General features: G+C 29.9%; 20 protein-coding genes. 4 read left to right on the top strand and 16 right to left on the bottom strand.

The genetic code is table 4. The annotated features are described in order from the left end of the window. Positions 1–7 precede the first annotated feature (7 nt). From SCHRY_RS04880 to sufC, 6 genes are read right to left on the bottom strand one after another with little or no spacing between them, the layout of a single operon-like run. Positions 8–562 carry a 5-formyltetrahydrofolate cyclo-ligase gene (locus SCHRY_RS04880; protein WP_016339349.1) on the bottom strand — a complete coding sequence of 185 codons (555 nt, stop codon included), beginning with the start codon at positions 560–562 and terminating at the stop codon, positions 8–10. After that, positions 562–1,974 (bottom strand): Fe-S cluster assembly protein SufB, encoded by a 1,413-nt coding sequence (gene sufB, locus SCHRY_RS04885; RefSeq protein ID WP_016339350.1) that lies wholly within the window; start codon positions 1,972–1,974, stop codon positions 562–564. The genes SCHRY_RS04880 and sufB overlap by 1 nt, the downstream gene beginning before the upstream one ends. 15 nt (positions 1,975–1,989) lie before the next feature. Next, on the bottom strand, positions 1,990–2,430 hold the full coding sequence (sufU, locus tag SCHRY_RS04890; protein ID WP_016339351.1) for a Fe-S cluster assembly sulfur transfer protein SufU: 441 nt from the start codon (positions 2,428–2,430) through the stop codon (positions 1,990–1,992). Position 2,431: 1 nt separating this feature from the next. Continuing rightward, positions 2,432–3,658, bottom strand: a complete 1,227-nt coding sequence (locus SCHRY_RS04895; protein ID WP_016339352.1) for an aminotransferase class V-fold PLP-dependent enzyme — start codon at positions 3,656–3,658, stop codon at positions 2,432–2,434. A gap of 2 nt (positions 3,659–3,660) precedes the next feature. Next, positions 3,661–4,494: a SufB/SufD family protein gene (locus tag SCHRY_RS04900; protein WP_016339353.1), complete on the bottom strand. Its 834-nt coding sequence runs from the start codon at positions 4,492–4,494 to the stop codon at positions 3,661–3,663. After that, positions 4,478–5,308, bottom strand: coding sequence for a Fe-S cluster assembly ATPase SufC (gene sufC / locus SCHRY_RS04905; protein WP_016339354.1), 831 nt, complete (start codon positions 5,306–5,308; stop codon positions 4,478–4,480). Before sufC ends, SCHRY_RS04900 begins: the two co-directional genes overlap by 17 nt. 175 nt (positions 5,309–5,483) lie before the next feature. Between sufC and SCHRY_RS04910 the strand changes: the two genes are divergently transcribed. The 3 genes from SCHRY_RS04910 (at position 5,484) to SCHRY_RS04920 (ending at position 9,879) form a co-directional block, all read left to right on the top strand. Next, positions 5,484–7,727, top strand: coding sequence for a lipoprotein (locus tag SCHRY_RS04910; protein WP_016339355.1), 2,244 nt, complete (start codon positions 5,484–5,486; stop codon positions 7,725–7,727). A 2-nt stretch (positions 7,728–7,729) separates the two neighbouring features. Next, positions 7,730–9,397: a lipoprotein gene (locus SCHRY_RS04915; RefSeq protein WP_016339356.1), complete on the top strand. Its 1,668-nt coding sequence runs from the start codon at positions 7,730–7,732 to the stop codon at positions 9,395–9,397. A 68-nt stretch (positions 9,398–9,465) separates the two neighbouring features. Next, the gene (locus SCHRY_RS04920; RefSeq protein WP_016339357.1) at positions 9,466–9,879 is read left to right on the top strand and encodes an HIT family protein; all 414 of its coding nucleotides are present in this window, start codon (positions 9,466–9,468) and stop codon (positions 9,877–9,879) included. A gap of 26 nt (positions 9,880–9,905) precedes the next feature. On the opposite strand, the gene SCHRY_RS04925 is transcribed toward SCHRY_RS04920, so the two are convergent. From SCHRY_RS04925 to rplM, 7 genes are all read right to left on the bottom strand, one after another. Beyond that, positions 9,906–10,520: a 4Fe-4S single cluster domain-containing protein gene (locus SCHRY_RS04925; protein WP_016339358.1), complete on the bottom strand. Its 615-nt coding sequence runs from the start codon at positions 10,518–10,520 to the stop codon at positions 9,906–9,908. Positions 10,521–10,526: 6 nt separating this feature from the next. Continuing rightward, positions 10,527–12,350, bottom strand: a complete 1,824-nt coding sequence (locus SCHRY_RS04930) for an AAA family ATPase (RefSeq protein ID WP_016339359.1) — start codon at positions 12,348–12,350, stop codon at positions 10,527–10,529. Between the two features lie 69 nt (positions 12,351–12,419). Continuing rightward, complete coding sequence (locus tag SCHRY_RS04935) at positions 12,420–13,517, bottom strand: hypothetical protein (protein ID WP_016339360.1); 1,098 nt, start codon at positions 13,515–13,517, stop codon at positions 12,420–12,422. Further along, the gene (locus SCHRY_RS04940; RefSeq protein WP_016339361.1) at positions 13,517–15,886 is read right to left on the bottom strand and encodes a hypothetical protein; all 2,370 of its coding nucleotides are present in this window, start codon (positions 15,884–15,886) and stop codon (positions 13,517–13,519) included. The genes SCHRY_RS04935 and SCHRY_RS04940 overlap by 1 nt, the downstream gene beginning before the upstream one ends. Positions 15,887–15,890: 4 nt before the next feature. Continuing rightward, positions 15,891–19,784, bottom strand: a complete 3,894-nt coding sequence (locus SCHRY_RS04945) for an AAA domain-containing protein (protein WP_016339362.1) — start codon at positions 19,782–19,784, stop codon at positions 15,891–15,893. Positions 19,785–19,901: 117 nt separating this feature from the next. Continuing rightward, positions 19,902–20,303 carry a 30S ribosomal protein S9 gene (rpsI, locus tag SCHRY_RS04950; RefSeq protein ID WP_016339363.1) on the bottom strand — a complete coding sequence of 134 codons (402 nt, stop codon included), beginning with the start codon at positions 20,301–20,303 and terminating at the stop codon, positions 19,902–19,904. Between the two features lie 12 nt (positions 20,304–20,315). Further along, positions 20,316–20,756, bottom strand: a complete 441-nt coding sequence (rplM, locus tag SCHRY_RS04955; RefSeq protein WP_016339364.1) for a 50S ribosomal protein L13 — start codon at positions 20,754–20,756, stop codon at positions 20,316–20,318. 251 nt (positions 20,757–21,007) lie between these two features. On the opposite strand from rplM, the gene SCHRY_RS04960 reads away from it, so the two are divergent. Then, positions 21,008–21,892, top strand: coding sequence for a hypothetical protein (locus SCHRY_RS04960; protein WP_016339365.1), 885 nt, complete (start codon positions 21,008–21,010; stop codon positions 21,890–21,892). Positions 21,893–21,918: 26 nt separating this feature from the next. Here SCHRY_RS04960 and SCHRY_RS04965 read toward each other — a convergent pair whose 3' ends face one another. The 3 genes from SCHRY_RS04965 to SCHRY_RS04975 all read right to left on the bottom strand — a co-directional run bounded on the left by SCHRY_RS04965 (position 21,919) and on the right by SCHRY_RS04975 (position 24,928). Next, positions 21,919–23,154 (bottom strand): serine hydroxymethyltransferase, encoded by a 1,236-nt coding sequence (locus SCHRY_RS04965; RefSeq protein ID WP_016339366.1) that lies wholly within the window; start codon positions 23,152–23,154, stop codon positions 21,919–21,921. An 84-nt stretch (positions 23,155–23,238) separates the two neighbouring features. Continuing rightward, positions 23,239–24,192: an ECF transporter S component gene (locus SCHRY_RS04970; protein ID WP_016339367.1), complete on the bottom strand. Its 954-nt coding sequence runs from the start codon at positions 24,190–24,192 to the stop codon at positions 23,239–23,241. Positions 24,193–24,265: 73 nt separating this feature from the next. Next, positions 24,266–24,928: a uracil-DNA glycosylase gene (locus SCHRY_RS04975; protein ID WP_016339368.1), complete on the bottom strand. Its 663-nt coding sequence runs from the start codon at positions 24,926–24,928 to the stop codon at positions 24,266–24,268. Positions 24,929–24,963 lie beyond the last annotated feature (35 nt).

Raw genomic sequence — 24,963 nt, forward strand, 5'->3', positions numbered from 1 at the left:
TTTTTCTTTACCCAACAATAATCTCATCTAATTTGACATCTGTTTGCTCTGTTGGCAATAACGCTGAATGCTTTTGCTCATAAAACGCTAGACCTAATTTAAATCCCTGATAATCTGCAAAATAACGATCATAAAAGCCCCCACCATAGCCCAAGCGATTATTGTTATCATCATAACTAACAATGGGAGCAATAATGACATCTAACTGATTTTTGTCGCTTATTTTAGGATTACTTTCCTTTGGTTCAAGTAAGTTATGATAGACTGGATGTGGTTCTAAAGTATTTAAAAGATTATTAATTACACAAAAGATTAATTCCTGGTCATCAATTCGTGGTAAACAAACGATTTTATCCTGCGCTAAAAGAGCTTTGATTAAATCAACTGTCCCAACTTCATTATTAATAGAATAATAAACGCCAATTATTTTAGCTTTTTTAACAAGTGGATGGGCTAAAACTTTTTTAGCAATTTCCGCTGTTTTTCTCTCATGCAAACCTGGTTTAATTCCTTGCCGTGTTTGTAAACTATTTTTCCGTAACGTTTTTTTATTTTTTGGCACTAACCAACACTACCTTCCATATCCATTCGAATTAATTGGTTTAATTCAACAGCATATTCCATTGGTAATTCCCGCGTAAATGGTTCTAAAAATCCCATCACAATCATTTCTAAGGCTTGTTGTTCATTTAAACCACGACTTTTTAAATAAAATAGCTGCTCTTCTGAAACTTTACTTACTGTTGCTTCATGTTCAATTTGTGATTCATTATTAAAAACCTTATTTTGGGGAATTGTATCAGAATGTGATTTACCATCTAAAATTAAGGTATCACATTCCACCCGCGCTTTAGAATATTGAGCAGCAGGACCAATATGAACAAGCCCACGATAGTTTGCTGTTCCACCATTAAAGGTCATTGATTTTGAAATAATTTTTGATGAGGTATATTTTCCTAAATGAATCATTTTTGCCCCAGCATCTTGAATAACATTTTCCTTTGCCACCGCAATTGAAATACATTGGCCCTTACTATGATCACCTTTTAAAATAATGCTTGGATATTTCATATTAATTCGTGAACCAATATTCCCATCAATTCATTCCATTTGACCATTTGTGTCAACAATACTACGTTTTGTTACTAAGTTAAGAACATTATCACTTCAATTCTGAACGGTTGTATAACGCATTTTGGCATTTTTACCAACAAAGATTTCAACAACCGCCGCATGCAATGAATCTCGTGAATAAACAGGAGCAGTACACCCTTCAATGTAATGTAATTCAGCGTCATCATCAACAATAATTAATGTTCGCTCAAATTGCCCACCATTTTCATAATTAATTCGGAAATATGCTTGTAACGGTTTATCTAATTTAACACCCTTAGGAACATAAATAAATGATCCCCCTGACCAAACAGCACTATTCAAAGCAGCATATTTATTATCAGTATTTGGCACTAATGTCGCAAAATATTTTTTAAATAATTCTGGATGTTCACGTAAAGCACTATCACAATCTAAAAATATCACCCCTTTTGCTTCGACTTCTGCTAACATGCTCCCATAAACTAATTCACTATCATACTGTGCTTTAATTCCTGCTAAATAATCCCGTTCCGCTGCTGGTAAACCTAAGCGATCAAAAGTGTTTTTAATTTTTTCTGGCACATCATCTCATGTAGTTGCGACATGATCAGTTGGTTTAATGTAATAAACATAATCATCAAAATTCATAAATGATAAATCGGGTCCTCATTTTGGATTATTAATTTTTAAAAACTGGTGATATGAATCAAGACGAAACTGTAACATTCATTCTGGTTCACTTTTATAATGTGAGATTGTCCGAATTACCTCTTCATTAATTCCTTCCCCCGTATTATAATATGAAATTTCTCCATCATTAAACCCATACTTATAACTTGAAAGATCTTTAATTTCTTGTTCTTGTTTTAATTTTGGCATTTTATCACTCCTTGCTTATTGATTATCATTTGTTAATAATTTTAAATAACCATTAACCCCAATTGTCGCACATTTAATGCGATTTGGTTGTTTAGGGACATTGGTAAAGGCAACTAATTCATCTAGTAAATCTTCTTGGTATGGTTTCGCATAAATCATTGCCAAGTAATTTTCAATAATTGTAATTGCCATTGATACTGATTTATTAATTATTAAATCAGCAATAATATCGGTTGTTGAAGTTGAAATCGCACATCCAACACCCTCAAAACTAGCGTTACTAATGACATCATCCTTGATCAATAGCTCTAACTGTAAATCATCAATACACGAATCAGAGGCTTGATGAATATACAATGTATCCTCTTGTTTTGTTAATCCTTTATGACGAGGATTACTATAGTGATCCATAATGATTTGACGAAGATATAACGGATCTTTATTATCAATATTCATACTATAACCTTCCTAAAAATGTTGTTTCATTTTTGATTGCTTGAACTAATTTATCAATATCATTTTTATCATTATATATTGTAAAACTAATCCGGACAGTATTTTTTTCATTAATTACGCCCCCAATTAATCGCGCACAATGATCACCACTGCGCACAGTAATATGATCAATTGTCCCTAAGTGGGTTGCAACATCTTGAGCAAAGACTTCCTTAATATTAAAGACTAAGATTGGGGTTGGGGTTGTTTTATTATAAATAATAACTTTATCACTTAAATGCTGGTCAAATTGCCTAACAGCATAGGCTTTTAAACTTTCCGCATAACTAATAATGTTATCTAAACCAATTTTTTGGATAAAATCAAGAGCGGCCCCAAAACCAAAGATTCCACTAGCATTAGGGGTTCCTCCTTCAAAACGAGCAGGAATGGATTTTTTATGATAAGTTAAATCTGTTGGATTAATGGCACTATTCATTCCCCCACCCAAAAGTAAAGGTTCTAATTGTTCTAACAAGTTAGTTTTTCCTCATAAAATCCCAACTCCAGTTGGACCAAACATTTTATGAGCAGAAAAAACAATAAAGTCAGCTCCTCATTCTTGGACATCGGTTTTGGTATGTAATACCCCTTGCGCACAATCAACTACAACAATAATATTTGGATTTATTGTTTTAATTCGTTTAACAATCCCTTGGACATCATTTTCATAGCCAAGAATATTGGGGATATTAGCAAAGGTAACAATTTTTGTTTGTGGACCAATGACCTTTTCCAAAGCTGTAATATCAATCTGATAGTTTTGCTCTGGTAAATACTTAATTTTGCCCTGGCATTCTTTTGCTAACCGATATCATGGTAAAATATTAGCCCCATGTTCTTGCTGAGTTAAAAAAATTTCATCACCTGGTTGCATAATTGATTTTAAACCATAAGCAATTTGGTTAATTCCAGCTGTTGTTCCAGCGGTAAAAACAATTTCTTCAACTTTCGGGGCATTAATAAATTGTTGGACTTTAACTCGAACTTCCTGAAATTTAGCAGCCGTTTGATATGCTAAATCACTATCAGTATTATGAGGATTAGTTCCATATTTAGCATAATAATCGACAATTGCGTTAATCACACTTTGTGGTTTTAATGTTGTTGCCGAATTATCAAAATAAACTTCATTGGGATGATTGGTAAAAAATGGAAATCAAGTTTTAGCTTCACGAAAATCTTTCATTGTTATTCACCAATTTCTGCATCAATTTCATTGATAATTTCCAATTGCAAGTCTGGATCAACAATCGCATCAATCACATTTTTAAAATAACCCATACAAATTAATTTTCGGGCTTGAGACACCGATAATCCTCTTGTTTGTAAATAAAAAATCTGGTCTGGATCTAACATCCCAACAGCATTAGCATGGCTAGCTTTAATATCATTTTCATCAATTAATAAAATTGGGTCCGAAATTGCTTTTGCTGTTTTATCAAATACTAATAATCGTAATTCTTGATGTGCTTCTGATTTTGCCATTGTTTTTTCAATATGACTCGTACATTTCACTTGTTGGAGTGCTTGATCTTTGGCAATCGAATAAGTTTTAATATCACTTAATGTTTGAGGGGCTAAATGATGAGCATAAAGATTAGCTGTTTTTTGATTACTATTAACCGCTAAACTAGCTAAATAATAACTAACAGCACTCCTTTTCCCTTCCAATTCAAAATTAACATTTGCCAACATATTAGTATTAGCAATATTTAAATCATAGATTTTCGCTTTACTATTAGTACTATGATAATATGTAATATCACAATTCTGGTCTTGTTGGTTAGTTTTATAAATATTAATAATATTAACAATAACATTTTCTTCAAAACGAAATTTAACGGTTACCTTTTTATCAAAATAACAAAATAGTAAGATTGTAAAATCTTGTAAGTTTTTCGCGATTGTAATTTCGATATGATCATTATCACTTGTTGCTCTTAGAACTAAATTTTGGTTTTCAGCTATGGTTATTAAGATATTATGGTCTGAATGAATTTTTTTATTACTTGTTATTGCCATTATTTCCTTTGTTAGCAGCACAGCCAATTCCACCAATAATTGATTGTTGTTTTTTTGCAACTGGTGTTGTTAAATTTAGTTCCGCTAATAACCATTCATAACCTTCTTTATTAATTCGTTCAACTAGGTGATAATCACCTGATTTAACAATTTTTCCCTTAATAATAACATGGGCATGTGTTGGCTGAACCAAATTGAAAAAACGATCATAATGAGAAACAATAATTGAGGCAAAATTATCATTGATTCGTTTATTAATTTCTTCACTAACAACGCTTAGAGCATCAACATCAAGACCCGAATCAATTTCATCAATTAAAGCTAAATTTGGTTTTAATAAATTTAACTGTAAAATTTCATTTTTTTTCTTTTCTCCGCCCGAAAAACCATTGTTTAAATAACGGCGAATCATAGTATCATCAATTTTTAAATTTTTAACATTAACATTAATTTGACTATATAATTCTGGTAATCTAATTGGTTCATCACGATGGGCATTAATGATGCTTTTTAAAAAATCTAAGTTTAAAACACCAGGAATTTCAACTGGTGATTGCATGGCATAAAAAATTCCTAATCGACTACGTTCATCAACTGACATTTCTAAAACACTTACATCATCAACTAAAATATCTCCGTCTTCAACAGTATAACTAGGATGACCCATAATTGTTGCTAATAAGGTTGATTTACCATTTCCATTGGGCCCCATTAGGGCATGAATTTCATTATTATTAACTGTCAAGTTAATTCCATTTAGGATTTTTTCTCCATCAACACTTACAACTAAATTTTTAATCTCAATTTTTTTCATTTTTGCCTCCATTTTTCATAAATAACCTTCTTACAACAAGAAATTTTTATTTTGTTTATAAATAAAGTCTACTTTTATTGTACAATAAAAGTAGACTTTATTTTATTTTTTTAATACAATATAGTTGCTATTTAAGAATTATGGTTAATAAAATAAGAAAGAAGGATGAACCTAAATGAAAAAACTTTTATCAATTTTAAGTAGTTTGGTGCTAACTGGAACTGCCGCTTCTGGGGTTATTGCATGTAGTAAAGATGAAAATCAACATAAAAACTCAAATGGGGATAGTATTTGAGCATGATTGCCAGGAATCTATGGGGGTCAAGATGTTACATCCCCTGATATTTGAAATAGTTTAACAACACCCAACATTAGAACGGGGCAAAGTTGATCAAATGATCCTAACCAATGGGATGGTAGTACACAATTAAAAATGTCAAAACAATTAATGCAAATTTTAAGTGTTGCTGTTTTAGCTAACCCAGAGAAATTTTTAAGTGACAATACTAAAAAAGATATTGCCCTTGCTGATTATAAAGACTTAAGCGATATTTTAAAAGCGCAATGAAAATTATTAGTCCAAGCAACAAATAACAGCCTTGAAAATAAAATCCAAGATTTTAAAAATTCAGCTGGGAAAAAATGAGAAAAAGAATATCATAAATTCTTAGATGACAACTACCCTGATATTTCAGGAGCTAGTGGTGGACAAAAGTATAAAATTGAAGAACAAAATTTTAAAGCAGCGATGATGACACAGGGGGTTGAAAATACCAAAAGTGCTTCAGCATTATTAACAGAAATTTTGTTAAATAACAATATGCGTACTTACCGTACTAATGATAATCAATCAACACAAAAAATTCTTGAAAACTTTAATAGTTATTTACAAACACCTAATGCTGTTGTAAAAGATTGACCAGTAAATAAAAATGATAAGATTCAATTAGCTTTAGCATACAATTATGAAAATGGCAATTATGATGTTGAATTAAGTGCATTAAATTTAACAAAAATTAATGAATACTTAGGTAAAATTGCAGTAAAACTAAAAAATAACGGCTATGATTATAAAGAATTTATCAAAAATAATAAATCAGTCTTAACACCAGTCTTTAGTGGCGGGGATGAAGATGAAATTGGCACACCAACTTTGAATTTACCATATGATGCTGGTCAATATTCAATGTTCCAAAAATATATGGTTGACAAATGATTCCAAAATCAAAAACCATTAGCTTATTCAGAAGTTGTTTATTCTTTTAAAACTGATGCAAAAGTAGAAGAAAATGGAATTAAAAGTGATTCATTTGAACAAGCAGTTAAAGACAAAATAGAAGCTGATTTGGGAAGATTAGAAAATAACGACTGAAGTGAATTTATTAAGCAAACTGATGAAACTGTTAGCCCTTCAGAAAATCTGTTAACATTAACATCAGATAAATCAGGTATTGTAAAAGCTAGTCTTTATGATGGAATTAATCAAGCATCTACGACGGCTACTAATTTGCCAAGTAAGTTAGATGAAATTATGAGTGCTATTAATCGTTCAGAAGGAACACAACTAAGCAAAACTTGAAAAATTGGTACTTCAAATAATGACTATATTATTGCTTACTTTGATGTAACAGATGGCTTACATATTGCCCACATTGATGGAAATGAATTTTTGCTTGATAGCACTAACGAAAAACCATTAAGCTCTTTTGATAGCAACTGACAATTTAGAGAGTTAAATTACTCAAGAAATGTTTATGGGGAAATGACTGATAAGTCACAAATAATTGTTCCAAAAGCTCAAACACAAGAAATGAATACCCACTTCAGTGACACTCAATACTTATGATATTTAGCAAACCGTAGTTTAGTTAATGCTAGTTCACCAGCAACAAGTCCATTAAAATTTAATCTTTTAAATGAAGTTAAAACATATACAGCTGGTGATAGCGCAATGTGGTGAACATGAATCTTTGATTTCTTTAATAACTATAATGCAAAAATCTTAGAGTCAACTAATGATAAATGATATACTAATTTCTTAACTTTTAAAGATTCAACTGGGAAAACTGTTGAGCCAACATGGTTCATTAACCAAATTAATGCTGCTGATACTAATATTTCAGGGGGAGCCTTATCAACTTTAAGAACTAAATTAGAAGAAGAAAATACTAAAATTAAAAACTATAAAGAAAATGGGCCAGCCTTAACAATTAAAACTAATGAAATTTTAGAAAAGATTAATGACGATAAATTCTGAAATACTAATCCAGATGGTAATATTGACGATCAAAAGGCGACAAAAACTAGCCTAAGTACGATAAATTTACAAGATGAACAATATGTCATTCAAAATTATCAGGTAACTTTACCTAATAATGTTAGTGGAAATCGTTTTTACACTACTAGAAAGGGGCAATAACAATGAAAAAATTATTAAGTTTATTAGGTTCAATTACTCTTATCTCGGCAACAGCAACTAATGTTATTGCTTGTAATAGTAATAAAAACGACCGTTTTACAAAGCCAGCCATTAATGATGAAATTAAACGTTGAATTTTAGCCCAAATTGATTCAGATAATGAGTCAAATAAAGTTAAATATTCATTTAATGACATCTTTACAAAAGCAGAATTAAAAACTGCTGCAGTTCGTTTAATTAATACTGTAATTTCAAAATTCTTCTATGGAGCTGAAGAATCAAGTCGTGCGCGTTTTACTTCTGTATCATTACCAAATGATAGCCCTAATTCACAAAGTGCGCAACAATTAGTTAACTTTGTTGAACAAGTAGCGACAGATAATTTATATACTAGCTATTTAAATAGTATTGAAAAAGCTGATCCCTTAGAAATTCAAATTGCGCGTGATGGTTATTCAGTTGATTATCAAACAAGTGGTTGATATGTTGCTGGTGTTAAATCATACTTCTGAAAAGATGGTGCAACAGGCTTAGATTATACAAAAAGTCGAATTGATCTTGGTGAAGAAAACTTTATCTTGGATTCAAAAACTCTAGGGACAACTTACAAAGATTTTGAAGACAAAGATGTTAATGTACAAAAACAAATGTTAAGGGTTCGTTTTAAAGACTATTTCAACCACGTTCTAGTACCAAAAGTCCTTGATAATATCTTAACGGCAACATATTTACATCAAAACCAATTACGTACAAATGGACAAACATCAATTTATTTAAACAAAAATGGAACACTTTTTAATGCTATTCAATCATGAACAGGTTCAACTTGAAATACCTATGCTAAAATGGCATGAGAATTAAAACTTCCGATTGATAAATTAAATGCTTTATTTGCATCGGGAGGGCCATTTGAAAATCCTAGTCAGTTTAATGCTACTTTTAGAACTGATAGTACACTACTACAAACAAAAGTCAAAAACGCATTTAGTACTGCTGACAGTGAAATCCGTGAAGGAATTGACCCTATTTTTGGAATAAATAACTTTAAAGGCTTTATTGGAATGAAAAAAACATCAGGAGCTCCCACAGCCGGGGACATCTTTACAACCCATACTGGAATCGATGCTTATAAAGATAAACTAGTTGACCCCACAGCCGTTGGATTATTAAAATCAGGGGAAGGTCAAAGTACATCAAGTTATCAATTTATTGATAGTAATAAACGCTATGGTTCAGTTGTAATTGTTTTACCAATTTATGCAATTGATTTAATGAAAAATACTAGTTTAAATTACAGTGAAAAAGCAGAAACATCACATAATGTTGATTTAAACTGATACGCTGGTAATTCACCAATTGAAGATTTAGACCAAGAATGATTACAACAACAAAAATCAATTGTTTGATTATACGACCAAATTGGATACTTAGGAACCCACACAGAAAACGGAATAGCAATCTATAATGAAGATGGCAGTCTTATTGAAGATTCAGTAGAAATCCAAAAAGCAAAATTATTAAAATGATTAGAGTATACTTTTGCTACTCGCGATGATCTCCAAACAGCAGCAAAAACTAAGTTATATTCAAATGCTTTTGCGAATAATCCTGATAATATATATTCACAATCATTATATGATGAAATTGGTTCATATATTCAAAAAGACTAAAAATGTTGATTTATCAACATTTTTATTTTTTTATTGTATAATTACATTAAAATAAGGAGTGTTAAAAAATGAAAAATGATTGTCTGTTTTGTCAAATTATTACCCAACAAATTCCTAGCCATAAAATTTATGAAAATGAATTTATTTATGCCTTTTTAGACATTTTTCCCAACAGTAATGGCCATACCCTTGTCATTCCAAAAGTTCATTCGCAATATTATACTGATACAGCTGATCAATATTTAAGTGAAGTAGCAATTGCCGCAAAAAAAATTGCCCAACAAATTTATCAAACCTTAAAACCAGGGGGAATTAATTTTATTAGTAATGAAAAAGAGTTGGCTTTTCAACAAGTTTTCCACTATCATTTACATATTGTCCCAAAATATGAAAAAGACAAAGGCTATAACTTTAACCTGGTCCCTGATCAAAATAACATGCAGGATTTAACAACAATTAAAAGTTTATTAGAAATTAAATAGGTTAGTAAATAAAAACTCCGAATAAATTATTTGGAGTTTTTATTTATATCAAGCTCTTGGTCATTTTTTTCAAATAAATGGGCCCCATCACCATTAATAACTAGGCTATTAGCCGCAACAGTAAATTCGGCTTCAACAATATTTTGTTCAAAATAATCACTATCAGCATAAGCTGGCGATAGTTTTAAAACCCTTTGATTTGTTGAGCCAATTAAACGGCGCGTTTTATCTAATTTTTCAATAACAAAGGGTCCATCGATTAAAATATCAATTTTAGCTAAAATATTGGGGTGTTTTTCTAGTAATAATTCATATAAATAACCGGAAAAAACTAGTGTTGTTAAGTCGTGTGCATGACATAACGCCAAAAATTCTAGTAACGCTTTGGGTTGGATAAAGGGCTCACCCCCCAAGATAGTAACTCCTTCAATGTCAAAACGGGTTTTTGCATCTAGAACAGCCTTAAATAACTCTTCAACTGGCATAACATTTTTATTTAGTAATGGAATCATATCTTGGTTACTACATCCGCGACAATTTAAAATACACCCTTGCATTCACAATGCAAAGCGTTTCCCGGGCCCTTCAATTGTTGTTAAAGAAACAAAGCGATTAAAATTTATTAAATTACTATTTGTCATTAATGTTTATCTCAACGCATATTCAATCTGACTGTTACGAACAATTAATTGAATTGTTTGCCCAGGGCGAAACTGGGCTTGGTTATTGAAAATAAACTCACTTAAACTATCAACAACATGTTGTTCAATACTATTTAATAAGTCCCGTCCACCTTTTTTGTCATCAGCATCTTGCATAATGATTGGTAACAGTTCATTAACATTCATAAATTCTAAATTTACTTTATATTTTTCTTTAACAGCGAATTGAATTGGTTTTAATTTATGTAAAATCAAGGTTGCTTTAAAATGTTCATCTTTAATAAAGTTAAAGGGAACAATATTATTTCCAATTCGCCCTAATAATTCTGGTCGTTTTAATTCTGTCCTGAAATGATTAGAAACTTTTTCAATAAATTGTTTTTGAATTTCGGAAAATGGTAATTTATCATCAACTTCACTAGCCCCAATATTTGAAGTAAAAATAATAAAGGAGTCAGAAAAACTAACTGTTTGACCCTTATTATCTGTTAAGCGCCCATCTTCTAAAATTTGTAAAAACTTATCTAAAATACGGGGGTGGGCTTTTTCAATTTCATCAAATAATAAAACACTAAATGGTTTTTCCTTAATGGCATTTGTTAGTTGTCCCCCTTCTTCATAACCAACATAACCTGGAGGCGCTCCAATTAATTTTTGGTCACTAGCTTCTTGATTATATTCAGACATATCAAAACGAATACAATTTTTTTCATCTCCAAATAAAAACTTTGCTAACGCTTTTGCTAATTCTGTTTTCCCAACTCCAGTTGGACCAACAAAAAATAATGTTCCTTTTGGTTTTGTTCGGCGAGCTGAATATTGGACCCCAGATAGCCCTGTAAAGGCTTTATAGACAACTTTTTTAACCTTATCAATCGCATGGTCTTGACCAATTACTCGTTTTTTTAATTCTTCATTAATTGTTGCTAATTTTTGGTAATTCATTTCTTCTCATGGTGATACTTTTTCCCCGTACTGATATGAATTTAACAGCTTTTCAAATGGTAAGCGTTCAGGAATATTATTTGAGTACTTAATTAATTGATAAACTTCTTTTAAAGTTCATCCTTCCATTGTGTCATAGATGTCTTGTAATTTTAAAAGATCTTGGTTTAAATCTTCTGTAATTTTAAAGAAGTTTTTATTTGTTAAAATAAATTTTTCGCGTTCTTCACGGTTTGGTTTACTTAATGTAATTGTTGTAACATCGGGATTATTTAAATAAAATGATGTTGGTAATTTTCCGACATTATTAGTAATAAAAATTAACGCTGTATCAAAATCAATAATTTCTGATTGGTCAAACTTTTTATCACGAAAAGCTTTACTAATTGAGATTAAGTTAACACGTTCTTCTTCACTTAAACTTTGTTCATTAGAAAATAAATAATCCGAACAATCAGCAATAAAAGCAACTTTTTGAGGACTTGTATCAAGCATATTACGACGAACTATTGCAAAAAATTCGGTAAGGGACGTAAATTGACCTTGTTGTTGGTTTTTATTCTCATTATTACTATTAATCAATTCTTGACCAAAGTCATAGGCTTCACCAGCTTGGTCTTTTTTAGGGGCATTTTTATCAACTAGCGTTAATTGACTAATATTTCCTCCCGTTAAACCATCAATACGATCCCAAGTAAAAACTTGATTAAAACCACGTTCTTGCAATAATAATTTAACTTTATCTTTGATGCCTAGATAAGTATTTTTATTTTCATAAATATCATTAACATTACCTTCAACAATTACACAACGCTTAATTCCAACTTGATTTTTTAATTTATCTAAATTACTTTTAACACTCATTTGCTATTCCTCACTTTAATTTTCTTTTATATATTATAATTTTTTTTTGCAGTATTTAAAACCTTTCATCTATTTTTTATCGGTTTTTGTCTTAACGGTCATTTTAGCTTGATTCATAATTTTATCTGGATTTAAATAGACCTTATTTTGTTCTTTTGATAATGATACATCATACATTGAAAGATCATTAACAAATGGTTGTTCATCAACATCATGGGCATGACCTTCATAGCCTTCAAATTTATAGGTAAAACGACCGTCAAGATAAACTTTAAAAATCGCCTCTTCCCCAGTTACTTTTTTAGCATATAAAATAACAACATTATCTTCATTTTCTTTAACAAGACGAATATCATTTACATCAACAATAAAACCACGATTTTTAATCGCTTGTAAAATTGAACTAATTGCATGCTTTCGCGCTGATTCATCTAATTGTTTATTAATAATTTTCTGTTGTAATTTTAAAGCTGCTGCTGCTAATTCATCTTGACTACTAAAGTCTTGCTGATTAAATTGTTCTAAATCAGCTATTAACTCAGCTTTAACAAATTTATCTTCAGCAATTTGTTGATTAAAATTGCCTAAATATTGCAATTTAACAAATTCTTGCGACATTTGGAAGTTACTAATTTCTGTTTTAACAACTTCGGCAATTTCAGCTGGGGTAAAATTAATAAGTTTTGTTCGATTGTTTTTAAAAAAAGTTAACACAATTGCTTTTGAATTACTATCACTAATAGAAGCAACTAACTCTTGTTCTAATTGTTCTAAATTAAGATTAGTTCGCTGTTGTAAATTTGTTAACCGTGCTTTTGTCTCATCTTCAACGACTCGAATTTTTAGATTTTCAATATTTTGTTGAATTTCTGCTAATCGCAAGGTTTTTTGTTCTAAAAAAAAGTTAACGCGCTTAGCTAATTCTAAGTCAACATGACTAACTTTTGAAAATTCTTTCACTAATTCATTTTCTAATAAATCACGGTGAATTAAATCTAATTCTACTAAATATCCTTCAATTTCTTGGCAATTTAAACCACTAACATCAATACTTTGCAGTTGGGTTAATAGTTGCGCTAAATTTTCTTTAATAAAATTAATATTAATTCCTAATCGTTCGATCTTTTTCTGATAATTATACATTACCTGCTCAACACTCATACTCATTATTTAAACACCTCTTTGATTTCTTGATATCATTTATTAATTAGATCCCGGTTCTTGGCTGGGACAACTTCATTACGCCCTTGGTCACAATATAGATAAAGTTTTAATTCTTCATACAAATCAATAATTCTTTTTGCTTGGTCTTTTGACCCCTCTTTTTTTAAAATAAATAATTTTTCATTTAAATACTTAACACCTTGCATTTTATCTTTTAGCAAGTGATCAAGCTTTTCTTCTAATAAATTAGCCAAATATAAGGCTGCTCTTCCTCAGGTTCCAGCCTCTAAATACTCTTGAAATTTGGCCTCGGAATTAAACATATTTTCATATTTAATCATACGGAACTTGTACTCTAATTTTGAAAGGACATGTAATAATTGCAACGATAAGTCAAAACTTGTTTCAAAATGACTAAACCGTTCAATAATAACACTGACAAAAGACCAAATTGTTGGTCAATAACGTTGGATATTATTAATATCACGGCGGTTCATTTCTCCAAGATATTTCAAATAATCGGCGGTAAAACTATATAAATAATTTAATAATTGGACATCCCCGGTTGGTTGACGATATTTATTAAAATATTGTTCAATGTTATCAACACTAAGAGCAAATAAAACTTTGTTTAAAATATGAAAAAGATTTTGATTCCAAATTTTTTCTAACACAACGGGGTCACACTGGACTGATAGTTCTAGTAATTCTTCTAAGGAAACGTTATTTTTATTATAATATTTTTGCAAAATTGTCAGAACTTCTTTTGCTGGAAGAATATTTTGTTGGCTTAAAATTCGATAGGCCTCAATAATGTTGGTACTTGTTGTTGTTATCTGTTCTAATAACTTTAATAATGAAGAATGAATTAAATTTTGATAATTTGGTTTTTGTTGGAACGCTTTTGTTTTTTCCTGTCAACTTTGTAAAAAACTAACTTTATTTGGATAATCGCTTGTCACAACAATTTTAATGAACCCGAGCATTGCATCTTCATTATCATTTAATAAATCTAATAAATAAATAAACATTAAAATAAGTTCATCTTGGTTTTGGTCAGCTAATTCTGTCCATTTGCTAATTAAATATTTACTTTGCTCAATTAATTGTTTGGCAATTGCTTTATAAATTCCTGCCCCATAATCATCTTGATATTTGTTCACTAATGTTAAATTTTTATTATATGTAATTAAATCTAATTTTTGAAAATTATAAACTTCTGATTGTTGTTTATAATTAGCAAAAATAATTAAAAATTCTTTTGTTAAATTAAATTCATTTGTGGCAAAATGAAAGATTGGCAAAGAACCTGATAAATCAGTTAAAGTTGTTTTCTTATCATTATTAACCAAAATTAAACAACTAAAATTATTTAAGTGATAATATTTTTGCGTCAAAAGTTTTTCTTCTTTCAAAAGATCACTATTAACAATTGCAATCTTCGCATTTAGTAATATTGGATTAATCATCCGCGGATCTTGATAATAATCTGCTTCAAAAGCACTAGCTGGAATTTGACGATTAGATAATACAAAATCTTGTTTTAAATCATAATTAATTGTATCGATAAAAAATGATGTAATTTTTTCGCGCAGCGGTTGGCTACTATCTATTAAATTTTGAATTTGAGGATTATTAACATACATCTTAAGATCTTTAAAAGTTGTTAAGGTTAAATTAACTTCAACAATTTCATATTCCTCAACAGTGTAATGTCCTAAATCAAAATCTGTCTGTGAATTAGTCAAATGTTCTTTTCCAATTCGTAAACTATTAAAAATTGTATCTTTATTAAAGTTGAAAACACTTTGACCACTTTTTTTGACAGTTTCTAAAACATTTAATAAATCATTAATATTAATTTTTGTTATTGTTGGTGCTGTAATTTTTAACTGTTCATTTGTTACCGTTGCTATTAACTCTAAACGGGAGGGATTAATTATTATTTCACCACTAAAATCATCAATTAAAAATTCAATTGCTATTTCTTTTTGTTGATTTTTTCCAATTAAAAAACCTTTTTCTAATGTATTTAGCCCTGCTGGGGAAATGTAAAAAATTCCAATTGCACTATCAATTCAATCTGTTTTATTATAACTTGCTGAAAGATAATTAAATGAGGTTTGGGTATCAATTTCAATAATTTCTTCTTTTTCAATTAAATCTTTTAAACACTCCTGATAAATTCGCAAATTTTGGAGTTGTAATTCTTGTTGTAAAATATCTTTTAGCGAGGCATTTTTATCTGGATAATTTGCAATCGCATTTAAAATTAGATACTGAAAAAAAGATGGTCGTTTTGGTGTTTGATAACCCACCATGACTGATAGTTTTCTTCATTTTTTAAATATTTTAACGACCCCTATTTTCATTTTCTTACTCCTTTACATTCTCACAAATATCTTCAGCTGTTCAGACATTCCCAAATGTCCGAATAATCTTAATAATCTCATCATAAACTCTTGTTAATTTTGTTAAAACTGGGTTCATTATTGTCGGAATTTCTACTTCAATATTTGCAAAAAAATTAATTGCTCCAATAATTACTAGCATATTTTTGGCCCGGGAAAAAGCAACATTTAATCTTTCATATTTCTGAACAAATTCCTTGTTAGCCCGAGCTTGATTTTTTGGATGACGAACAGTATTAACAATAACAATATCACTTTCACGCCCTTGATAATCATCAACAGTTGAAATTTCTAAACTAATATTTTTTAATTTCACCGTTTGTAAAGCCTTACGTAATTTCTTAACATGCAAACCATAAAAACTAATCACAGCAACATTTGGTTTATGTGTTAACTTAGCTGGTAAAGCACCATAACCTTGATCGATTAATTTTAATGTTGCTATTGTCAATTCAATTTCTAACCAGTTAAACAAACTTGTACTTCCTGCTTCGCCTTGTTCATAAACTAATTCTTGATTTATATCACGAGAGGAATCTAATCAGTAAATTGCTTTATTTGAACTAAAAATTATTGGTTGTTGATTATTACCAACATTTAGATAATGTTGTTTTTGCAAGTTTTGATGTGTCGGATCTCCTAATTGTAACTGATTTTCATAAAAAACATTAACAACTTTCATAATATCTCCATGACTGCGATATTGTTCAACTAAAATTCCTTTAACCGAATCATCACATTGTGAAATTAGCTTTTTGAACATTGATTGTGTTACTAATTGTGTAAAATCAAAATAGCTATAATTTTCATGGTATAATTCATTAATTTTGCTAACATCGCTTTCTTGGAATTGCATCAGTGGCGGTAATTGACGGTAATCGCCCACTAAAACAACAGCTTTTCCATATACTAATGGCATTAAAATTTCCATTGGCGTTAATTTACTTACTTCATCAATAATAACCACATCAAAACTAAAACTCTTAATATCAATATCACTAATATTATAATCGGCTAAAATTTTATTTTTACTTTGTAAATAAATTTGATTTGAAGTTGCCGTCATTGCCACAACATTAACATTATTTTGTAAAAACTGATTAGCATAAGTCTTCGTATCTTTTTCTAATGCTGAGTTAAAAATATTATTGTTAAAGTTTTCCCCGGTTAAAAATTGCGCCATTTGATAATTCCGGTCTAAAAAGTTAATCATATTATTAACAAACTTTCCTTTCGCAATTTTTTCTTTTTGAATTGTTTTAATTTCCTGGTCAAGGTTAACAATAATTTCGTCTAACTCATTAATTGTTGTCGTAATATCTTTAATATTTAATGTCAGATTAAAAATTTGATTAATGTTGTAAACAATATTTTCAACATCAACTTTTAACTGGTTAATTTTTTGTTCTAAACCATTAAATTCGGTTTCTAAATAAAATAACTCTTGGTCTGTTTGATTTTCTTCTGCTGTTGCTATTAATTTTTCATTATCCTTAATTTGATTTTGATATTTATATTTTAAGGCCTCTAACCCTACTTGTAACTCCCTAACTTGTTGGAGATGCACAACATTGCCTTGTTTTAAACTAGTTTGTTTTTGTAAATTAATAATTGCTTCATTTAATGTTAATAATTGTGTCGCTCAATTATCATCGCGATAAGCTGGTTCAACTTGTTTTAACACCATCAATTGTGCTTTTTTATCAGCAATTGCGTTGATTGTTTCTGGATCTAAACTATCGGCTAATAATTGACGATAAACTTCCGGAATTGAATAGGAAACATCAAAATCTAAATTTAGTTTTTCATGAATTAAAGTTCCAAAATGCTGATTAAATAAAGTTGTTAAATCATTGGTATTTTGAACATGACCATTTCACTCAGAATCATTTAATAATTCCTGAAAATTATCAATGTTATTAATTTCAACTAATAATTTTTTATTATGATTTTTTAGTTTTAATAAATTTGTCAAATTTTCTTCTTGGGTTGTTTTTAACCTTAAGATTTTACTTTCTAATTCTTGATACTCCTTAATTTCTTTTGCCAGCATTTTTGCATTAGCCTTTAAATTTTGTAAAGCTTCTTTTTGCAATAGATATTGGTCATCAATCCCTTCTCATTTTGTTAAATATTCGAGGGTTAAATAGGAATACATAAAACGATAGTTATTAAAAACAACCCGATCAGGATTAAAATCATTGAAACGATTCTTTTTCCGCACTTCTTCACCTGTTAAGCGTAATGGGACAATCAAAGGTGATTTAAAAAGGCGGGTTAAAACATTATCAATTGCCGTATGATTTTGCGAAGAAATTAAAACTTTTTTATTTAATTTTGCATATTGATAAACCAATTCTGCAATAAACTCTGTTTTTCCAGTTCCTGGTGGCCCTTGTAGTAAAAAGATATCTTGAGAATTTAGCGCTTTAACAATCGCCGCTTTTTGACTGTTATTCAAGTTTTTTGCCGCAAAAGTTAAATCTTCTTCTTGTAATACTTTATTACTAAATTTCAATTTTAAATCTTTAATATTAAAAAGATAATTTATTAAATAGGGATTAGCAACATCATTACGAACAATCTTGTCAATTATCATATTACTACGACGAATTAACGTTGATTCTCCTTTTCCTAGATAGCCAAGATAACCATATTCGGGAACATTCTTTAGTAAAAAATCATATTCATAATCATTTTCGCTTTTAAACTCATAGCAAACAATAACTGAATAATAATTCTTTAATTGTTCAGCTAAAATTTTGCCGACCGCTTTTAATTCATCAACTTGTCCTTGCAATGGCTGGTGACTTTGGAAAATGGCTATTAAATTCTGATAAAATTGCTGACTATTTTGAACTATTGTATCTTTTGCTAATGGAACAGTAAACCCTAATTCAAAACTATCACTATTATCTTGGGCAAAAGCTTCGTTAAAAGTAAAATTAAAAATTGATAAAGGATTGTCGCTACTATATTCACGATTTAATTGTCAGTTCGTTAAACTTAAATTTACTAATTTTTGTAAATCAGCAATTTGTTCTGGTTGTTCAACTAGTAAGTCTAAAAAAGCCACTGTTACTTCTTCAAAATTAGGATAAATTGTCAAACTTTGTTGATGAAAAAGACTTTTTTTAACATACCAAAAATTATTTAGGGCAAAATGTGGGTCATGAAATTGCTGATAATGCTCATTACTACGAGGGATTTTAACATATTCAAGTAATTGGCGTCCCAAGAAAATGGCTGCTTTTTTTCGTTTATAATCTAAATCTTGTTGCTGAAAATTTAAATATTTAATCCACTCTTCTTTTTCATCTTGAAAATTAGAAACTAAGAACTTCATTTTACTCATAATATCTGAACCAAAAATTGTGCGGATTTTTGCTTCATTATGATTAAAGTTATCACTAACTTCTAAAACAATATCTTGGGCTGGAGTTTCAAAATCCTGGGCTGTTTTTTCCATTCCCGTTAAAAAAATATTTTTAACATTAACAATTCCTAACCCTGGATCGATGTCGCCTAATACTGTTAATGATAAATTAGGGTCAATTAATTCATTTAAAAATGTGATTGATTTAAAGCGAATTAAAATATCGTATAAGGTTTTTTCCTTCCCACTTTTATCTTTTTTAATTTTAGCTTGATCATTAATTAAACAAACAAAAAAATCAGCTAAACAAATATACTTTTTAAAAAAACCATATAAATCCTTAATGGTTTTAATATTTTCTAATTTTAAATTTTGAACATCTTTATCTGTGAACTTATTTTTGCCATTTGTTAACAAATAAAAATTTAGCAACAGTGCTTTACCATTGTAATTATTACCATTAATGATAAAATCATTGACCAAAATAATTCACCTTCTTTACTACTCTCATCTTTATTATTATACTAAACTTACCTCTAATAACCAATAAAAGACTATAAATAAAAAAAGTACAATTAAACTGTACTTTTTTAACAATATTTAACGTTTTGAATATTGTGGCGCACGACGCGCTCCACGTAATCCATATTTTTTACGTTCTTTAATGCGTGAATCACGCGTTAACATTCCCGCATGTCTTAATAGGACTTTGTAATCTTGTGACGCCTCAACTAGGGCTCTAGCGATTCCTAATCTTGTTGCCCCTGCTTGGCCAGTAAATCCACCACCTGCTACCTTAACTGTAATGTCAAACTCTTCTCTTACCCCAGTGATTTTTAAAGGCTGTTCCAAATCTTGTACCAATGTTGCATATGGGAAAAACTCTAAAGCTGGTTTCCCATTAACAATAATATTTCCTTTTCCAGGAGTTAACACAACTTGTGCAACTGAAGTTTTTCTTCTTCCAGTTCCACGATAAATAACTTCTTGTTTTTTTGCCATCTTATACTCCTTTTATTTCCCAGCAAGCTCTAACTTTTCTGGTTTTTGTGCTTCATGCGGATGTTCTGATCCGGCATAAACAAATAAATTACGGAATAATTGACTTCCTAATTTATTTTTTGGTAACATTCCTTTAATTGCATGTTCAACTGGATAAATTGGTTTTTTCTTTAACATATCTTGGGCAGTTGTACGACTCAATCCACCTGGGTGTTGTGAGTGTTTATAGTAGATTTTCCCTTGTAATTTATTACCGGTAAAGGCAACTTTATCAGCATTAATAATAATTACATTATCACCACAGTCAACGTGTGGTGTATAAGCAGGTTTGTTTTTACCTTTTAATATCATTGCAACTTGCGTTGCTAAACGTCCTAAAATAAGACCTTGCGCATCAATAACATATCATTTTTTATCAACATTAGCTGAATTTAAAACGGTTGTTTGTCTCATGCATTTTGCCTCCTAACACTATTCCGTACCAGGGTTTAATGTATAAAGCATATATATTATAACCAAAAGTAAATCGAGAATCAATAAAAATAACTTGGAATTATTGGAAATATCATCGCCTTAGGCTTTTTTTGTGCTATTATTATCCCTTATTTTTTATGCAAATTTATGATAATATACCCTTAATAACACTTTACCATTTTATTAAATAGCACTTAGCAATAAGAATTTTAATGAAAGAGAGAATCTATATGCGTATATTCTTAAAAGTACTATCCCTGTCCACGTTATTTGCCAGTTATCCAACGACTTTAATAGGATGTGCCAATAACACTGATTATCGTGATGATCGTAGTTTTTTGCAAAAAGAAGACGATAAATACTTATCAAATAATCAACTAACATTAAATCCTAAGAAACACGTCTTATTATTTGGTGTTGATGGTGTCCCTTATCAAAATATCAAGGAAATTCTGCCGACAGCCCCAGAAGTTGTTTTTAAAAGTAATTTTTATATTCAAAGTTATGAAACAATAAAAGGATGAAAATCAATTTTTTGAGGTAATATTTTAGAAACCGGAACAAATGTTTTCGAATTAATTAAGAAAAATGATTCAACAATTAAAACCGCAATTGCTTTACAAGAATTAGGACCATGATATGTTAAACACATTTTTAATGCTCCATTACGAAATAACATTGATACAGTTATTGATGATGAAAATTTTGATTATACAACTATTGATGCCATTAATTATTGAACAGAAAAATTACTAACAGATATTAATACTTTAACAGCTGAAGGTAATAACTTTATTTTTGCCTATAATGGAATTTTTGATTCGTTAAAGCATAGTAACGTTCCAGACGATCATCCTGTTATTAAAACATTACTTAGTCAATATGACAAAATTTGAACTAATGTCTTAAAGAGTTTGCCAAAAGAAGATTGACTAATTATGAGTACAACTGATCATGGCCGTAATTTAGATGGCTTTAATCATAATAATAATCAAATTAGTTCACACTTTGCCTGGCTTTTAGCTAACCACGATTTAAATACTATTTTAGAACATAATTTTAGTAACTTCTATGATATTAGAACTGTTATTCTAAAATGACTTATGACTAATTAAAAAACTAGTTTAATTAAACTAGTTTTTTAATACTTAATATCATTATAAATTGGGAATTTTTCTAATAAAGTTTTTACTGCTTGACCATATTTTACTAAATTATCATCACTATGATCTTTTAATACCCCAACAATAATTTCTCCTAATTGTTGAAATTGCTTTGCACGAAATCCTCTTGTTGTCATTGCTGGTGTTCCTAAGCGAATACCACTTGTCACAACGGGAGTTTCAGTATCAAATGGAATCATATTTTTATTACAGATAATACCAATTTTTTGTAGGATTGCTTCAGCTTCTGCACCCGAAAGACCAACACTTTTTTTAACATTAACCATTAATAAATGATTATCAGTTCCATTTGAAATTAAAGTAAAATTATTGTCTTGTAATGTTTTCGATAAAACTTTGGCATTACTAATAACATTTTCTTGGTATGTTTTAAACCCTGGTTCTAAAGCTTCAATAAAAGCTTGCGCTTTGGCCCCAATTATATGTTCTAATGGTCCACCTTGGTTTCCAGGAAATACAGCACTATCAATTTTTTTCGCTCATTTTGCTGTTGATAAAATCAATCCCCCACGTGGACCACGTAACGTTTTATGCGTTGTTGATGTCACTACATCTGCATAAGGAATTGGGGACATATGTAATCCAGCAGCCACTAACCCAGCAATATGGGCCATATCAACCATTAATAAGGCCCCAATACTATCAGCTATTTCACGGAATTTTTTAAAATCAATTTCGCGCGAATATGCACTAGCGCCAGCAACAATTAATTTTGGTTTTACTGCTTGGGCTATTTTAGCAATTTCTATATAATCTAATTCTTGTGTTGTTGGATTAACACCATAACTATGAAATTCATATAAACGACCTGAAAAGTTTACTTTATGACCATGTGTTAAATGTCCTCCTGCTGATAAATCCATTGCCAAAACTTTATCCCCAGGGTTTAACATAGCATAATAAGCTGCTGTATTGGCTTGACTACCAGAATGAGGTTGCACATTAGCATGTTCAGCTTGAAACATTTCTTTTACCTTATCAATCGCTAACTGCTCAATTTTATCAATATATTCACAGCCCCCATAATATCGGTGAAAGGGATATCCTTCACTATATTTGTTCGTTAAAATTGAACCAGCAATCGCTAAAACTGCTTCACTAACATAATTTTCTGAAGCAATTAATTCAACATGATCTTGTTGGCGTTTTAATTCCAAGTTCATTAATTCTTGTAATTGTTGATTTATTTTCATAATTTTCCTCCGTTCTTATTTCTTTCTAAAATAATTGTACTATTAAATAAAAAATTAAAATAATTCTTTTGAAACTATTTTAATTTAATATTGTAAAGCTGAATTAGTATCCTTATGAATTAAAGGCCCAATAGCTCGATAAGTTAGATAAATAATTGCTGAGTTAAAGAGAATCTTTAACGGCGCCATGGCAAGGCGAGAAATCATTGTCACGCCATAGCCATCAGTATCGGTTTTATTTTGGGAGACTGTTAAAAACGCAATATCTCCTCACGCTGAAATTAAGGTTGTTACTCAATATTCATTAATAACCGCTAACATAATAATGGCAACAAGATCTCAATAACGTTTTTTGGTTTTATCAAAATGACGATAAATAAACATAATAACTCAAATAATACATATTGTTGATAAAGATCCAATAATAATAATATACAATAGAACTGTTTTACTTGCATTTAAGCCAGCAAATAATTTAATCGTATCTACTGGTGAAAATCATGTCATTACGGAAGCCATTGCCCCAAATAAAACAACAAAGATGTTAGTAAATAAGAATAAAACTCATTTTTGTTTGCCAACTGCCCGGTTTAACGATGAAACACAGCCAGATAAAAACCCATATGAGGCAATAACAATAATATAGGCAATATGAACATATGATGGAACAAATAGCATAACAATTAAATCAGTGATTACCCCTGATAATAAACCAACTATTGGCCCAAAAATAAAACCAGCAATTTTAACCATTAAACCTTCAAAGGCAATTCGGACAGGGGGGAAAACTGTAATTGGAACAGTAACTGAGATTACAATTGTAACAGCGGCAGAAACCGCTGACAACATCGTGATATAAGCAATGTTTTTGGTTGTAAAACGAATGCCATGGTATTTTTTTGGATTAATTAAATAATAAACCCCATTATAAAGACAATATCCAAGAAATAAAACACCAATTAGACCACTTGCAATGTATGCCATTGTTGTACTATAGAATATTTTAGTTATATCACTAAAATTAGTTAATAAATTCATGTGCGCCTCGCATTCTATCAGTGTTAAATTTAACCAAAAAAATAAACTTAATAAAAGTTAATATCATTATACCTTACATTCCTCAATCAATAATCTTTTTTTTATTTTTTAATAATAAATCATTTATTTTTAAAAACATTTTTTGGTCGCGAAATAAATGATAACTAAAAGGTGAGGGATGAGCTCCTGAAATAATATGGTCTTTCCTTAAAATATAAGCCCCATATTCTTTGGCATAATTGCCCCAGAGAACATAAATAATATCAGGGTTAACTTGATTTAAATAATTAATTAAATTAACGCTAAACTCTAATCACCCTAAATTTTTATGGCTTAAGGGGCTTGCCGCACGAACGGTCCCGATTGTATTATATAGAAAAACACCTTGTTTAACTCATCCGACTAAATTACCACTTTTAAAATGATCAATATTTAAATCATTTTGTAATTCTTTAAAAATATTATTTAAACTAGGAGGATTTTTAATATTATCATTAACACTAAAGGCAATCCCATTAGCTTGTCCTGACCCATGGTAAGGATCTTGGCCAATAATAACAACTTTTATATCACTAGGGTTTAAAATCCGAAAGAGGTTAAAAATATCTTGGGCCGGGGGATAGCATTTATAATGCTCATATTCGGTTTTTATACTAGCCAAAAGTTTTTTAAAATATGGCTTTTGTTGCTCTGCTTCAAAAAAATCTTTTCAGCCAATGGCAAGATTTGTTAGCACTTTATCACCAACCTTTTTATTATTATAACCAAAAA

Source organism: Spiroplasma chrysopicola DF-1 (assembly GCF_000400935.1).
Classification (GTDB): domain Bacteria; phylum Bacillota_I; class Bacilli_A; order Mycoplasmatales; family Mycoplasmataceae; genus Spiroplasma; species Spiroplasma chrysopicola.